The sequence below is a fragment of the Staphylococcus lloydii genome, assembly GCF_015775975.1.
Classification (GTDB): domain Bacteria; phylum Bacillota; class Bacilli; order Staphylococcales; family Staphylococcaceae; genus Staphylococcus; species Staphylococcus lloydii.
The window spans coordinates 2,346,197-2,362,537 of the sequence record NZ_CP064056.1 but is presented as its reverse complement, the minus strand read 5'-3'; the positions used below and the strand labels follow the sequence as shown (position 1 = coordinate 2,362,537).

The window sequence follows — 16,341 nt, the reverse complement described above, 5'->3', positions numbered from 1 at the left end:
ATGTTCGGATCGAGTATCGACAGTAGTCAATTGTTTGAAGCATTATACCAAACGCTTTATATGGTAACTGTATCATTAATAATTGGTGCTATTATAGGTATCCCATTGGGTATATTACTTGTTGTTACACGTAAAAACGGTGTTTGGCCCAACGTAGTACTTCATCAAATTTTAAACCCAATAATCAATATTTTGAGATCTATTCCTTTTATTATCTTATTAATAGCAATCGTACCATTTACGAAGTTATTGGTAGGTACTTCTATAGGTACAACTGCAGCAATCGTACCATTGACTGTGTATGTTGCACCTTATATTGCACGGTTAGTAGAAAACTCACTATTAGAAGTTGATGATGGTATTGTAGAAGCGGCTAAAGCTATGGGAGCTTCTCCTATTCAAATTATATGGCATTTCTTATTGCCAGAAGCGCTCGGTTCATTAATATTAGCCATTACGACGGCAATAATTGGTTTGATTGGCGGTACAGCTATGGCTGGTGCTGTTGGTGGCGGAGGTATTGGTGATTTAGCTCTTGTCTATGGCTACCAACGTTTTGATACATTAGTCATTATTATTACAGTAGTTGTGTTAGTTATTATAGTTCAAATTATCCAGTCATTAGGAAATTATTTGTCTAAAAAAATTAGAAGAAATTAAATATATAGGGGACATGCGTAATGAAGAAATTATTATTTTTAGTCGTCGCAGCATTGGTTGTTTTAGCTGCTTGTTCAGGTGGGAAAGAAAAGGTAACTGTAGGCGTTGCATCAAATGATACTAAGGCATGGGAAAAAGTAAAAGAATTAGCCAAAGATAAAGATATTGATTTAGAAATCAAGCAATTCTCAGACTATAACGTGCCTAATAAAGCATTAAGTGATGGGGACATCGATATGAATGCATTCCAACACTTTGCATTCTTAAATGAATATAAAAAATCGCATAAAAATGCTAAAATTTCTGCTGCTAGTACTACGGTTCTAGCTCCGCTTGGAATTTATTCTGATAAAATAAAAGATATCAAAAATGTGAAAAATGGAGCCAAAGTTATTGTTCCTAATGACGTGTCTAATCAAGCACGTTCATTGAAGTTATTAGAAGCTGCTGGGTTAATAAAATTAGACAAAGGTTTCGGTTTAACAGGATCTATTAAAGATATTAAAGATAATCCTAAGCATTTGAAAATAAAAGCAGTAGATGCGCAACAAACGGCGCGTGCGTTATCAGATGTTGATTTATCAGTAATTAATAATGGCGTTGCATCAAAAGCGGGATTAGATCCGAAAAAAGACCCATTATTCCAAGAGAAAACTTCATCTAAAGCGGTTGAACCGTATATAAACGTAATTGCTATAAATGATAAAGATAAAGATAATAAAACGTATAAAGAAATAATTAAGTTATATCACTCTAAAGAAGCGCAAAAGGCACTTAAAGAAGATACGAAAGATGGCGAAAAATCAGTCGATTTATCTCAACAAGAAATTAAAGAAATTGAGCAACGATTAGCAAAATAATATGTAAAAAAAGTGAAGGGCGAACCTTCACTTTTTTTTATGAAATTTAATAAAAAACCTATATTAAGAAGCATTAGAGTCATATGATATGATTAACTTTTAAAAAAAGTAAAATTGTTTAACACAATAAAAAAAGAAAATATTTTTTTTAGCTTTGCGAACCATTGTAATAATAATGTCATATAAATAATACACTAATGTCAAAATAAAAGTTGTATAATATGAATGTGAGTAAAAGTGAATCGTGAAAAATACAAGTTTGGGAGGACTGAATTTTGCATAAAAAAATTATAGCTACTATTTTTGGGACTAGTGCACTAGCTGCTGTAGCAGCAACGAATGCGGATGCCGCTACTACTTATAAAGTAAAAAGTGGGGACTCTTTATGGTCGATCGCAGATAAATATAAAATATCAGTAAGTAAGTTAAAATCATTAAACAAGTTAACTTCAAATGTGATTTTTCCAAATCAGGTGCTTACTGTTTCGGGTACTACAAGTACAAAGAGTACTACAACTACTACATCAACCGCTAAAACATACACAGTTAAATCAGGGGATTCATTATCTGCAGTTGCGTCAAAATATGGTACAACTTATCAAAAATTAATGTCACTTAATGGTTTGAAGACTACAGTTATTTATCCGGGACAAAAGTTAAAAGTATCTGGTACTGCAACAACTACAACTACGAACACACCTGCTAAGACTACGAGTACAGCTAGTACATCTACATACACAGTTAAATCTGGAGATACTTTATCAGTGATCGCATCAAAATATGGTACAACATACCAAAAGATCCAATCACTAAATGGTTTATCTAACTTTATTATTTATCCAGGTCAAAAATTAAAAGTACCTGGTACAAGTACAACAACTAAAACTGGATCATCTACTGCTTCATCTGGTTATAATACACCTATATTCAATCATGCTAATTTATATGATTGGGGACAATGTACATGGCATGTATTCAATAGACGTGCTGAAGTTGGCAAAGGCATTAGTACATATTGGTGGAATGCGAACAATTGGGATACAGCAGCTGCACAAGATGGTTATACAGTAGATCATCGTGCTACAGTAGGTTCTATTTTGCAAACAGATGCTGGTTATTATGGACATGTAGCGTTCGTTGAACGTGTAAATAGTGATGGAAGCATTTATGTTTCAGAAATGAACTATAGTGCTGCGCCAGGAACTAAAACATTTAGAACAATTCCAGCAACACAAGTTTCTAGTTACAAATTTATTCACTAAGATATTAAAAAGCAGTTTATTTAGCTTTAAGCTAAATAAACTGCTTTTTAATCGTTACGTAAAGATTTAATACGTTTAGCCGTAGTTAACAATGTGCTAGCAAAAGTAAACGTTGAAAATACTTTAGCAAATTTTTTCGGAGACTTTAAAGCTGTATAAAAGTCTAAAGTAGCACCTATAGTAGATATTGCCATACTAGCGTATAATAACTTTTTATTTCTAGAATGATAGGCATACCAGTTGAAACCATCAATCGCTATACCAGCAAAATTCACTGCGTTTGATATGCGATTAATGTTATTTTTTATAGCCATTTTGTTATAACCTCCTGATATTACTGTGGATTAATGTTTAAAATTATATAAATATTTAGTTTAATCATAGATAATATTAAATACGCTATATCTCATTTTTACAAGACAATATGATAACATAACTTATAACAGTGTAAAAATAATTGAGATATAAATGAGGGGTAATAATGATAACTTGTGTATGTTTAGTAGTTGAAAAGGGTGATGCCTTATTACTCGTTCAAGCGAGAGATAGGGCGAAGTATTATTTTCCAGGAGGAAAAATTGAAGAAGGCGAAACTTATGAACAAGCACTCATCCGTGAAATTGATGAAGAATTAAATGTGACGCTCAATCCTAATAAATTGAGTTATATTAATACAGTGATCGGCGAAGCTTATCCGCAAAAAAATACATTAACCAAACTTATTTGTTATAAGACTACAGATACAATAGATTGGGAAAATATACGTTCGTGCAATGAAATTACGGCTGTAAAATGGATGTCGAAATCAGAAACGGAACACATTGCACCTGCCGTATTAACATGGATAGAACAAATTGAGAAAGCGTAGGTGGATAATATGATGTTTACAAAATACACATTGTCATCATGGCGCTATATTAAGAACTTCAATATTGTCGAAAGTGATAGACGTTTTACAAAGACACCTGCGGAAAACATCCAGTTAGCACAAAAAAATTCAGAAAGATTTCCAACATTAGTCTTTAACGATAATCAGCAGTGTGTCGCCTTTTTTACGCTACATATCGGAGAAGGGGTTAAACCTTATACAGATAATCCAAATGCTATTTTCTTCAGGTCTTTTAGTGTAGACAGCGAATTCAGAGGAAGAGGCGTTGGTAAAGCTGTAATTGAAAATTTACCGGTGTATATTGCTGATACATTTCCGACGGTAGATGAAATTTATTTAACGGTAAATACCGACAATGAAGTCGCATTACAACTATATAAGAAATGTGATTATTGTTATGTAGGAGATGCTGATTTAGAAGGTAAACCAGTACATATTTTAAAATATACTATATAGCCATGTCATGAAATGTTACACATTAAGTAACATTTCATGACTCATTTTTGCTATTAGCTAAACGCCATTGTATTATCCAAAACAAAGGAGTGGATGCAATGAGTGTTTATGATACATTATTCTTATTTTTGTGCACGTTACTTGTCTGGTTGATGACACCGGGTTTAAGTCTGTTTTATGGTGGTTTAGTACAATCGAAAAACGTTTTGAATACGGTGATGCAAAGTATGTCTGCCATTGTTATTGTTACATTTGCGTGGGTGATTGCCGGGTTTTCTTTTAGTTTTGGTCAAGGGAATGCGCTCTTTGGAGATCTTACATATTTAGGATTAAATCATGTTGGGTTCGACGTTCAAAAAGACTTATCTCCACATGTCCCTTTAGCCTTATTCATGTTGTTCCAATTAATGTTTTGTACCATAGCAGTCTCAATTTTGTCTGGTTCCATAGCCGAAAAGATGAAATTTATTCCTTATTTAATATTTGTTTTTTGTTGGGTATTGCTCGTTTATAGCCCTGTAGCACACTGGGTTTGGGGCGGTGGCTGGATTGATCATATTGGTGCTATCGATTATGCTGGCGGAACAGTAGTACATATATCTTCAGGGGTTTCGGGGTTAGTACTGGCAGTCATGATAGGTGCTGGGAAGAATTTCGATAAACGACCACCACATAATTTAGTTATTACGTTAATTGGAGGCATATTTGTTTGGTTAGGCTGGTATGGTTTTAACGTAGGAAGTGCTTATACTTTTGATTCGATCGCATTAACTTCATTCGTTAACACGGTACTAGCAGCAAGCGCGGGTGCCCTTGGTTGGTCTATTGTAGAATACGTTCAGAAAAGAACGGCAAGTCTCATAGGTATGTTATCTGGAATGTTAGCTGGTCTAGTAGCTATTACACCTGCAGCTGGATTTGTGAGTTATGGCAGTGCAATTATTATTGCTATCATCGGTGGTGTATGCTGTTATTTTGCAATTAATTATATCAAAGTTAAATTGAAATATAATGATGCATTAGATGCCTTCGGAATTCATGGTATTGGTGGTGTAGTCGGAGCGATTTTAACGGCGGTGTTTCAATCTCATAGTGTAAATAGCTCTATAAGTAACGGTGTCATCTTTGGCGGTAATATTATGGCGCTAGTCGTACAAATTGTTGCCGTAATTGCGACGATTGTGTTTAGTGGTGTAGTGACGTATTGTATCGCTAAAGTTATTAGTTTTGTAACTGAGCTTGGTACTTCAGAAGTGGAAGAAGAAAAAGGTTTGGATAGCATAGTGCACGGTGAAAATGCTTATTTTAATGGAGAATTAAACAAATTAAATAGACGTTATTAAGAACAAAAACCAAGATATTAATATCTTGGTTTTTTTATTCGTTATATTCTTCTGTAGTTTGTATGGGGTGTTTGCTAGATTTAATCATTTTGGCAGTTAGCCAAGCTGTAATCGGTATGCTAATTGCCACTGCAATCCCGCCTAATATAATAGATACAAATTCTTGAACGAAAATTTTAGAGTTTATAATGTGGCCGAACGAATAATTCAATTTAAAAAACCAAAAGAATAACGTTAATTGGCCACCGAAATAGGCGAGATAAATCGTGTTGGCTGAAGTAGCTAAAATTTCTCGACCTACACGCATGCCGGAATGGAACAAATCAGCCTGTGATAAATTATTATTCGTTTCATACAATTCATAAATAGGCGAACTTATCGTTATTGCCAAGTCGATCACAGCTGCAATCACGGCTAATAAAACAGTGAAGACCATAAATTTAACCATGTCGACACCTATGTTCATCGAAAATACATACGTTTCGTCTTGTTGTTCTGTCGTGAATCCTTGTAAATGACCTATAGAAACAGATAGGTAGATACCGGCGATTAAAATGATAGTTGTTAATATTGTAGCGTAAAAGGCGGCCTTAGTTTTGATATTGTAACTATTAAGTACGAATAAGTTACAGGCAGCAACTGCAATACAAAAAATTACGGTTACGATATAGACAGGTGCACCTAATACGATGAAAATGATAGCGAATAAAAGAATTACAAAGTTTAAAAACAACGTTAAAAATGAAACTAACCCTTTTTTGCCACCAAATATAATCATCAATGCAAAGAGAATAACGGCTAAAATAGTTATTGCATTCATTGTTTCGCCCCTCTCAATTTATGAACAAATTGCATTAGTAAGATGGTTACAGGGATTGTTAGGACGATACCTATACCACCAGTAATCGCTCGTGCTACTTCTAAGGACCAATTCATTGATAATGTATAAGTGATGGTATTGGCGTTTTTAATATAGAGTAATATCATCGGTAAACTACCTGACAAGTAAGAAAATAATAGGATGTTTGTCATCGTTCCCATAATGTCTTGTCCGATATTACGACCAGCTAATGCCCAACGTGTCATTTCTATATTTGGATTACGTCGTAATATTTCATACATGCCACTTGCTATAGTTATTGCTACGTCCATTACAGCACCTAAAGAACCGACGATAACTGAAGTTAAAAAGACTTCTTTAGGAGGTAGTGTTAAAAAGGTCATTGTTTCAAATTTTAAGCCTTCTCCACCAGTAAGTGCTATGACCAGATGTGTGATACCGATACAAATAAAGGTGCCTAGCAATGTACTTACGATTGTTACTAACGTTCGCCAATGCCATCCGGTTACTAAGAGTAATGTACATGTTGTAGAAACAATTATTGCTATACTCATTAAGCCAAACAAATTAAAATCTGGCGCAACGTTATGAATAGCAATGGCTGAAAGTACCGCTGCTGTATTTATAATTAAGGATAAAATAGACTGTAAACCGACTTTTCTACCTACTAAAAGTATTGTTAGTAAAAATATACCAGTTACAACGACGACTAAACTATCCCGTTTTTTCTCCAAGATATAGCCGTCACTTGGTTTTTTATCTATGTGCATAAGAACTTTATTATTTTTAGAGAATTTCTCACTGTCGGCTTGTGAGGATACATATGAATTTTTGATTTTTGCTGTTTGGCCTTCAAACTTGCCATTCAACATATGTATAGTCAGTACCTGTTGATGCTTTGTATCTGAATTATGATGTTCATCCGTTACTTTAGATGTTTTGACATTTTGTACGTCAGTAATTTTTCCGATAGGCATATGATAGAATTTATCATTTACTAAAGTAAATAAAAACAAACCGATAAAACAGACGCAAAAAATAAGAATAATCCAATTAAATGGACGCTTGAACTTTGATTTTAAATTCATGAATATGACTCCAAACCTACTTATTTTGACAACGTGATTATACGCCCGCAGTAGTAATATTTCAAAAATTTATACTACGGTTAGCGTATTTTATTTTAATGATAGGTTGATGCTCTACTTAGTAAATTGTTGATCGTCGTCTTTAATTCTTTGATGTCGTGTTTATGATTGTCTTTACGTAACGCACAACAAATTGTGCGTTTTAATTGTGTGTGTTCGAGAGAGATTTCAATCCATTGTTGATCGTTTTTATCTAGCGTTTGGTATGAAGGCGCAATAATATAGCCTCTTTTTTTGGTTAATAAATACTTTGCGAGTTGTTTATGTGTAATGGTACGAACTGGTTTTTTAGTTTGTTGTTCTATTGTTTGTATAATGTTCGAAGGCATACTGTATAGTTGATATATTTGTGTGTTTGTAAATTGTGACAATGGGGGATTTGTTGCCATTGCTATAGGATTATCTTTTGGTACGTATATATGATATGTTTCTTCAAATAACGGTATAACTTCAACGTCATTATTATGTTTAATGTCAGGCGTTAAATCCATTAGTGCAACATCGATTTGATTAGAGAAAATTGCATTAGCAATTTCAGTTTCTTCCATTAACATGGGTTCGATTTTTGTGTCGCTAGCATTTTCAAAAGTTTGGATGAGTAATGACAGTACTTGAGAAATATAACTGTTTACATACCCCAGTTTAATTGTAAAATTATCGAGTTCTGATTGATTATGGAATAATCGTATCGTTGACTCGGTCTGTTCTATAATTTTTTTAGCTTCCGTAAAAAGCGTTTGTCCTGCTTCGGTTAGATAGATATTTCTACCTTGTCTTTTAAACAAAGTGATTTGTAACTCTTCTTCTAATTGTGTTATTTGTCTACTGATTGCTGATTGAGCAATATCAAGTTCTAATGCGGCTTCAGAAATATGTTCGCGTTTAGCAACTTCTATAAAATAACGTAATTGCTTAATTTCCAATGGTTTTCACCCTTCCTCGCACAATCGTTCTAATAATTAGAATAATATCATCTATTTTATATATTGAACAGAATAATAAGGTGATATATAGTATAAGCTATTCATAAAATATTCTGAATTTTTCGTAAAAGGGGTGAACGTCATGCTCAAAAAGAATGGCACAAAATTAGGCTTATATGATAGTCGAGAAGAACATGATGCTTGTGGTATTGGTTTTTATGCCAATATGAATAATAAACGTACGCATGATATTGTATTGAAATCATTGGAAATGCTACGTAGATTAGACCATCGTGGGGGAATTGGGGCTGACGGTGTAACTGGTGATGGCGCAGGTATTATGACTGAAATACCATTTGAATATTTTGAAGAACATGTCGATTTCGACCTACCAACCGAAGGGCAATATGCCGTTGGGTTATTTTTTACTAATGAAAAAATTGCTGGGTCTAAACATGAGAGTCCATTTAATGCTTTCTTTGAAGGCGAAGGGCTTGAAGTATTAGGTTATAGAGATGTGCCTGTAGATACTGATGCAATCGCACCTCACGTGGCAAAAACGATGCCTCACATTCAACAAGTATTTGTGAGTTTGAATGATGTTGCACACAAAGAAAAAGCACTTTATTTAGCGCGTAAACAATTAGAACATTATGGTAATGATCAAGAGCTAGAGTTGTACTTCACTAGTCTTTCACACAAAACAATTGTTTATAAAGGCTGGTTAAGATCGGACCAAATCAAATCACTATATAGAGACTTATCGCATGAATCATACGTTTCTAAATTGGGGCTAGTACATTCACGTTTTAGTACTAATACATTTCCTAGTTGGAAACGTGCGCATCCAAACAGATTATTGATGCATAACGGTGAGATTAACACTATTAAAGGTAATGTTAACTGGATGCGTGCACGTCAAGCACGTTTGGTCGATACTGTATTTGGTAAAGACAAACATAAAATACATGAAATTGTCGACGAAGACGGTAGTGACTCTGCAATTGTAGATAATGCACTAGAATTTTTATCATTGTCGATGGAACCAGAGAGAGCGGCGATGTTGTTAATTCCTGAACCTTGGTTATACAACAAATCCAATGATGCCAACGTACGTGCATTCTATGAATATTATAGTTATTTAATGGAACCATGGGATGGTCCTACAATGATTTCGTTTTGTAATGGAGACAAAATCGGTGCGCTTACAGACCGTAATGGATTAAGACCGGGTCGTTATACAATTACAAAAGATAATTACATTGTGTACTCTTCAGAAGTTGGTGTGGTCGATGTACCTGAAGACAATGTTGCATATAAAGGACAATTGAATCCAGGTAAACTATTATTAGTAGATTTTAATAAAAACAAAGTAGTCGAGAACAATGAATTAAAGTCACATATCGCAGACGAATTGCCATATGAAAGTTGGTTAAGTCAATTTAAAGTAGATTTAGATCTACGTAACGTCGCTTATAAATCATCAACATGGGATGAAGATACGTTAACGCGTCTGCAAAAGCAATTCGTTTATACCAAAGAGGAAATGGACAAGTATATGACTGAACTTGTCGAAAGTAAAAAAGATCCAATTGGTGCAATGGGGTATGATGTGCCGATTGCTGCTTTAAATGAAGAAGATGAATCGCTATTTAATTATTTTAAACAACTATTTGCACAAGTTACGAATCCACCGATTGATGCGTATCGTGAAAAAATAGTGACGAGTGAGTTGTCTTATTTAGGCAGTGAAGGTAATTTGTTAAATCCTACAGAAGATGCCTTGAATCGTATCCAATTATCTAAGCCAGTGCTTACTGAAGCGCAATTAGAAGCGATAGAAGAAAGTCGTTTTAATGTAAAACGATTATCTACCGTTTATAACAAAGGGCTAGAAGAAGCACTCGAAGAACTTGGCGATGATGCGATAGCAGCTGTTAAAAATGGTAGCGAAATTATCGTATTAGATGATAGCTATTTAGTATTGCAAAATGGCTATGCAATTCCGACGTTATTAGCAGTAAGCCATATTCATCAATTGTTAATTCGTAAAAACCTACGTATGGATACAAGTATTATTGCGTTATCCGGTGAAACGCGAGAAGTACATCATGTTGCCTGTTTATTAGGTTATGGTGCAAATGCCGTTATACCTTATTTAGCGCAACGTACAATTGAACAACTGACACTTAATGGACGTATCGAAGGTGAAATTGAAGAGACGGTTCAAACGTATACAGATACTTTATCAGAAGGTGTTATCAAGGTTATGGCTAAAATGGGTATTTCTACAGTTCAAAGTTATCAAGGGGCACAGATCTTTGAAGCAGTAGGATTAGCTCATGAAGTTGTTGATAAATACTTTACCGGCACTAAATCTAAATTGTCCGGTATTTCTTTAGAATTAATTGATAAAGAAAATAAGGCAAGACAAAGTAAGTTGAGTAAATATATTCAACCAGGTAGTACGTTCCAGTGGCGGAAGCAAGGTCAGTATCATGCGTTTAATCCAACTTCTATTCATTTATTACAACATGCATGTCGACTCAATGATTATGAACAATTCAAAGCATTTTCAAATGAAGTAAATACTAAACGTACAGATCACATTCGTCATTTGATGGAATTTAAAAAGCAAGCACCAATTAGTATAGATGAGGTAGAACCTGCAAGTGAAATCGTACATCGTTTTAATACGGGAGCGATGAGTTATGGTTCTATCTCGGCAGAAGCGCACTCTACATTAGCCGAAGCAATGAACAAAATCGGTGGTAAGAGTAATAGCGGTGAAGGTGGCGAAGACCCTAAACGTTATATTATTGACGAGGAAGGTCGCAACCATTCGAGCGCAATTAAACAAGTAGCTTCTGGACGTTTTGGGGTAACAAGTGATTACCTTCAACATGCGAAAGAGATTCAAATTAAAGTTGCGCAAGGCGCTAAACCAGGGGAAGGCGGACAATTACCAGGTAGTAAAGTATATCCTTGGATTGCTGAAGTAAGAGGGTCTACACCAGGTATCGGTTTAATTTCACCACCGCCACATCATGATATTTATTCAATTGAAGATTTAGCACAGTTGATTCATGATTTAAAAAATGCAAACAAAGAAGCAAATATAACAGTAAAACTTGTATCGAAAACAGGGGTCGGTACAATAGCAGCAGGTGTAGCTAAAGCATTTGCAGACAAAATCGTCATCAGTGGTTACGACGGTGGTACAGGAGCTTCGCCAAAAACGAGTATTCAACATGCAGGTGTGCCATGGGAAGTTGGCCTAGCCGAAACACATCAAACATTAATGATGAATGATTTACGCTCACGTGTGAAAGTTGAAACAGATGGTAAGTTATTAACTGGTAAAGACGTGGCATATGCATGTGCACTTGGTGCAGAAGAGTTTGGTTTTGCTACAGCGCCACTCGTAGTACTAGGTTGTATCATGATGCGCGTGTGTCATAAGGATACATGTCCAGTTGGTATAGCTACACAAAACCAAGATTTACGTGCTTTATTTAACGGTAGAGCTGATCATGTAGTTAACTTTATGCATTTTGTAGCAGAAGAGTTGCGTGAAATTTTGGCGGAATTAGGATTAAAATCTGTAGATGAATTAGTTGGCAGAACAGACTTATTACAACGTGCACCTCATCTTAAAGATCGTCCAAAGGCAAATACAATGGATGTCGAAGCGTTGCTATATAAACATGACGGTGATCGTTTTAACAAAATTGAACAGAATCACCATCTTAAAGAAGGTTTTGACTTAAATTATTTATATCCAGATGCTCAAGAAGCACTAGAACAAGGTAAATCTTTTAAAGGTGAATATACTATTAATAATGAACAACGTGATGTAGGTGTAATTACAGGTAGTGCTATCACACGTGCTCACGGCCCAGAAGGCTTACCTGAAGATACGATTTTCGCCTATACAGAAGGTCATGCAGGTCAGAGTATAGCTGCATACACGCCTAGTGGATTAACTATTCATCATACTGGCGATGCAAATGACTACGTTGGTAAAGGTCTATCCGGAGGTAAAATTATTATTAATGCTCCAAATGAAACACGTGAAGATGAAATCATTGTCGGTAACGTTTGTTTCTATGGTGCTTCTCAAGGTAAAGCGTTTATTAACGGACGCGCAGGTGAAAGATTCTGTATACGTAACAGTGGCGTCCAAGCTGTCGTCGAAGGCATTGGTGACCACGGTCTAGAATATATGACTGGTGGACGTGTACTCATACTTGGTGACGTTGGTAAAAACTTCGGACAAGGTATGAGTGGTGGTGTAAGTTATATTTTCCCATCAGATGTAGAACGATTTAAAGAAGTGAATAAGTTAGATACTTTAGATTTTGATTTTGTAACAGTTGAAGAAGAACGTAACGTAATTAAAGCAATGTTAGAAGAACACGTTAAATATACAAATAGTAAAAAAGCAATTGAGGTACTTAATGATTTTGACAATATAGCTGATAAAGTGGTCAAAGTCATTCCGAAAGATTTCAAATTAATGATGCAAAAAATCGATATTCAAAAACGTGAAACACCTCAATTAGATGAAGCGTTACTTAATGCATTTAACGATAAACGCACTCATTTAGAGCCAAATCAACAATTGACAGCTGTATATTAATCATTAAGGGGGGATTTGCATGGGTGAATTTAAAGGATTTATGAATTATGATAAACAACAACTCGATGAATTATCGTTAGTTGATCGTTTGAAAAATCACTCTGCATTCCAGCAGCGCTTCACACGTGAAGAAGCATCTATACAAGGTGCACGTTGTATGGATTGTGGTACACCATTCTGTCAAACGGGTGAACCATTTGGACGTGAAACGATTGGTTGCCCTATTGGCAACTATATTCCTGAATGGAATGATTTAGTATATAGAAAAGATTTTAAAGCTGCATATGAACGTTTGATGGAAACAAATAATTTCCCGGAATTTACAGGATATGTTTGTCCAGCACCATGTGAACAATCATGTGTAATGAAAATCAATCGTGAATCAGTGGCCATTAAAGGCATTGAACGAACAATTATTGATGAAGCTTATGAGAATGGTTGGGTGCAACCGACTGTGCCTGAAGTTCGTAAGGATGAAAAAGTGGCAATAGTCGGTAGTGGTCCAGCTGGGCTAACTGCGGCTGATGAATTGAATAAATTAGGCTATAACGTGACGGTATATGAACGTGCGCAAGAAGCGGGCGGACTACTTATGTACGGTATTCCTAATATGAAACTAGATAAAGAAGTTGTACGTAGAAGAATCAGAGTTATGGAAGAGTCAGGCATCGAATTTCAAACGGGCATTGAAATTGGTGTTGATATTTCAAAAGAAGCATTAGAAGAATCTTATGATGCGATTATTTTATGTACAGGTTCACAAAACGCACGTGATTTACCTTTAGAAGGCCGTATGGGTCAAGGTATCCACTTCGCTATGGATTATTTAACGGAGCAAGCGGAATATTTAAATGGTGAAATCGATGAAACAACAATTACTGCAGAAGGTAAAAACGTCATCGTTATTGGTGCAGGTGATACAGGTGCCGATTGTGTTGCGACAGCATTAAGAGAGAATTGTAAATCAATTGTACAATTCAACAAGTATACAAAACAACCTGAAGCAATTGAATTTGAGACGAATGAACATTGGCCATTAGCAATGCCAGTATTCAAAATGGATTATGCACATAAAGAATATGAGGCTAAATTTGGTATGGAACCAAGAGCTTACGGTGTGCAAACAATGCGTTATGACGTCGATCATATTGGTAATGTTAAAGGTGTTTATACTCAAATTTTACAGGAAACTGAAGAAGGTATGGTCGTCGTAGATGGTACTGAACGTCATTGGCCAGCCGATTTAGTTTTATTATCAATTGGTTTCGTAGGTACAGAAACTACAGTGCCTCATGCATTTGATATCCAAACTGAACGTAATAAAATTGTTGCAGATAATAAAGACTTTAAAACTAATCAATCTAAAATATTTGCGGCAGGTGATGCACGAAGAGGCCAAAGTCTAGTTGTTTGGGCAATACAAGAAGGAAGAGCTGTAGCCGATTCGGTAGATAGTTTCTTAAAAGCGAAAGCGCCTGTTTAATAATAAGTATTTTTATTGACTTTTAAAACGAGCTATAATATTATTAATATTGTGTTCGTTTGGAGGAATACCCAAGTCCGGCTGAAGGGATCGGTCTTGAAAACCGACAGGGGCTTAACGGCCCGCGGGGGTTCGAATCCCTCTTCCTCCGCCATTAATAAATAATCCAAGACTAATAGATACAAAAGGCAAGTATTCAATAATTTGAATGCTTGCCTTTTTTAATGTGTTTGGCACATACGACCCAATAAATTTCTAATTGGTAAGTGAAGGTTACGTTTAAATGAAAGCCTTTACATAACTTGTCTATACATGTATAATCTCATTAAGATATAAAGATGGGAGTGGATTATCTTGGCTGTAAAAAGAAAAGATGTTCAGGATATAGTTGCAGCAATTGGGGGAAAAGAGAATGTCGACACAGCCACGCACTGTGTCACGCGTTTACGTATAGTGTTGAAAGATGACGATAAGGTAGATAAGGATAAATTAAGTGAAAACGATTTGGTGAAAGGTCAGTTTAAGGCGGATAACCAATATCAAATCGTTATTGGTCCTGGCACAGTCGATGAAGTATATAAACAATTTATCGAAGAAACGGGTTCTTCTGAAGCATCTAAAGATGATGCGAAAGTAGCAGCGACGCAAAAGGGAAATGCGTTGCAAAGACTAATCAAATTATTGGGTGATATATTCATTCCGATTTTACCAGCTATCGTTACTGCTGGGTTGCTTTTAGGTATAAATAACTTATTAACGATGGAAAATCTATTCGGCCCAGATCCATTGGTTAAACAATTCCCGCAACTTGGAGATTTCTCGGATATTATTAACGTCATTGCGAATACAGCATTTACATTTTTACCGGCACTTGTGGGTTGGAGTAGTATGCGTGTATTCGGTGGAAGTCAAATTCTAGGTTTGGTATTAGGTTTAATACTTATGAATCCTCAATTAGTACCGCAATCTGAGATTGCTAAAGGGCATATCCCTACTTGGAATATTTTCGGCTTACACATTAAACAATTAAACTATCAAGGACAAGTATTACCAATATTACTAGCAACATATGTGTTAGCGCAAATTGAAAAATTCCTAAATAAACGTGTGTTAGACTCTATTAAAATGCTCGTTGTAGGACCTGTCTCATTATTAATTACAGGCTTTTTAGCATTTATCATCATTGGACCAGTGGCTTTATGGATTGGTACTGGTATTACAAATGGTGTGACATTCGTCTTTGAACATGCTGGTTGGTTAGGCGGTGCGATTTACGGATTATTATACGCACCATTAGTTATTACAGGACTACACCACATGTTCTTGGCTGTAGACTTCCAATTAATGGGCAGTCACTTACAAGGCACATACTTATGGCCAATCGTTGCAATCTCAAATATTTGTCAAGGTTCTGCTGCTTTTGGTGCATGGTATGTCTATAAAAAACGTAAAATGGTTAAAGAACAAGGTTTAGCTGTCACTTCAGGTATTTCTGGTTTCTTAGGAGTAACAGAACCAGCAATGTTTGGTGTCAATTTACCTCTAAAATATCCATTCTTAGCGTCCATTCTTACTTCTTGTGTATTAGGAGCGATTATCGGTGCCAGTGGTGTACTTGGTAAAGTTGGCGTTGGTGGTGTACCAGCATTTATCTCGATTCAAAAAGAATTTTGGGGCGTATATTTAGTTTGTACATTATTAGCCATTGTCGTACCGTTTGTTTTAACAATCATCTTATCTAGATTTAGTAAAGAAGAAACAAAAGAATTGGTAGAAGAGCAATAAAGAATGTAGATCAAAAATAAACTCGCTATTTTGATTTAGCGAGTTTATT

The 16,341-nt window shown here is 35.4% G+C and carries 13 protein-coding genes and 1 tRNA gene; 10 read left to right on the top strand and 4 right to left on the bottom strand.

What is annotated here, in order from left to right:
• The 3 genes from ISP08_RS11655 (at position 1) to ISP08_RS11645 (ending at position 2,782) form a co-directional block, all read left to right on the top strand.
• Positions 1-660 (top strand): methionine ABC transporter permease, encoded by a 660-nt coding sequence (locus ISP08_RS11655; protein WP_195718719.1) that lies wholly within the window; start codon positions 1-3, stop codon positions 658-660.
• Positions 661-680: 20 nt separating this feature from the next.
• The gene (gene gmpC / locus ISP08_RS11650) at positions 681-1,520 is read left to right on the top strand and encodes a dipeptide ABC transporter glycylmethionine-binding lipoprotein (RefSeq protein WP_195718718.1); all 840 of its coding nucleotides are present in this window, start codon (positions 681-683) and stop codon (positions 1,518-1,520) included.
• A 275-nt stretch (positions 1,521-1,795) separates the two neighbouring features.
• Positions 1,796-2,782, top strand: a complete 987-nt coding sequence (locus ISP08_RS11645) for a LysM peptidoglycan-binding domain-containing protein (RefSeq protein WP_195718717.1) — start codon at positions 1,796-1,798, stop codon at positions 2,780-2,782.
• A 47-nt stretch (positions 2,783-2,829) separates the two neighbouring features.
• On the opposite strand, the gene ISP08_RS11640 is transcribed toward ISP08_RS11645, so the two are convergent.
• A complete protein-coding gene (locus ISP08_RS11640) occupies positions 2,830-3,096 on the bottom strand; it encodes a hypothetical protein (RefSeq protein WP_048792326.1) in 267 nt (88 codons plus the stop codon).
• Between the two features lie 167 nt (positions 3,097-3,263).
• On the opposite strand from ISP08_RS11640, the gene ISP08_RS11635 reads away from it, so the two are divergent.
• The 3 genes from ISP08_RS11635 to ISP08_RS11625 all read left to right on the top strand — a co-directional run bounded on the left by ISP08_RS11635 (position 3,264) and on the right by ISP08_RS11625 (position 5,470).
• Entirely contained in the window at positions 3,264-3,650 is a 387-nt protein-coding gene (locus tag ISP08_RS11635; protein WP_048792325.1) for an NUDIX hydrolase, read from the top strand.
• Positions 3,651-3,659: 9 nt separating this feature from the next.
• A complete protein-coding gene (locus ISP08_RS11630; RefSeq protein WP_195718716.1) occupies positions 3,660-4,127 on the top strand; it encodes a GNAT family N-acetyltransferase in 468 nt (155 codons plus the stop codon).
• A gap of 98 nt (positions 4,128-4,225) precedes the next feature.
• On the top strand, positions 4,226-5,470 hold the full coding sequence (locus ISP08_RS11625) for an ammonium transporter (protein ID WP_195718715.1): 1,245 nt from the start codon (positions 4,226-4,228) through the stop codon (positions 5,468-5,470).
• A gap of 34 nt (positions 5,471-5,504) precedes the next feature.
• On the opposite strand, the gene ISP08_RS11620 is transcribed toward ISP08_RS11625, so the two are convergent.
• The 3 genes from ISP08_RS11620 to gltC form a co-directional block, all read right to left on the bottom strand.
• A complete protein-coding gene (locus ISP08_RS11620) occupies positions 5,505-6,290 on the bottom strand; it encodes a YibE/F family protein (protein WP_195718714.1) in 786 nt (261 codons plus the stop codon).
• Positions 6,287-7,399 carry a YibE/F family protein gene (locus ISP08_RS11615; protein WP_195718713.1) on the bottom strand — a complete coding sequence of 371 codons (1,113 nt, stop codon included), beginning with the start codon at positions 7,397-7,399 and terminating at the stop codon, positions 6,287-6,289. The genes ISP08_RS11620 and ISP08_RS11615 overlap by 4 nt, the downstream gene beginning before the upstream one ends.
• Before the next feature lie 95 nt (positions 7,400-7,494).
• Positions 7,495-8,382 carry a glutamate biosynthesis transcriptional regulator GltC gene (gltC, locus tag ISP08_RS11610; protein WP_048792320.1) on the bottom strand — a complete coding sequence of 296 codons (888 nt, stop codon included), beginning with the start codon at positions 8,380-8,382 and terminating at the stop codon, positions 7,495-7,497.
• A 142-nt stretch (positions 8,383-8,524) separates the two neighbouring features.
• Here gltC and gltB point away from each other — a divergent pair, with 142 nt between their 5' ends.
• The 4 genes from gltB to treP all read left to right on the top strand — a co-directional run bounded on the left by gltB (position 8,525) and on the right by treP (position 16,292).
• Positions 8,525-13,024 (top strand): glutamate synthase large subunit, encoded by a 4,500-nt coding sequence (gltB, locus tag ISP08_RS11605; protein WP_195718712.1) that lies wholly within the window; start codon positions 8,525-8,527, stop codon positions 13,022-13,024.
• A 19-nt stretch (positions 13,025-13,043) separates the two neighbouring features.
• Positions 13,044-14,507, top strand: coding sequence for a glutamate synthase subunit beta (locus ISP08_RS11600; protein WP_048792318.1), 1,464 nt, complete (start codon positions 13,044-13,046; stop codon positions 14,505-14,507).
• A 61-nt stretch (positions 14,508-14,568) separates the two neighbouring features.
• Positions 14,569-14,661: transfer RNA gene (locus ISP08_RS11595), tRNA-Ser, on the top strand.
• A gap of 200 nt (positions 14,662-14,861) precedes the next feature.
• Complete coding sequence (gene treP, locus ISP08_RS11590) at positions 14,862-16,292, top strand: PTS system trehalose-specific EIIBC component (protein WP_195718711.1); 1,431 nt, start codon at positions 14,862-14,864, stop codon at positions 16,290-16,292.
• Positions 16,293-16,341 lie beyond the last annotated feature (49 nt).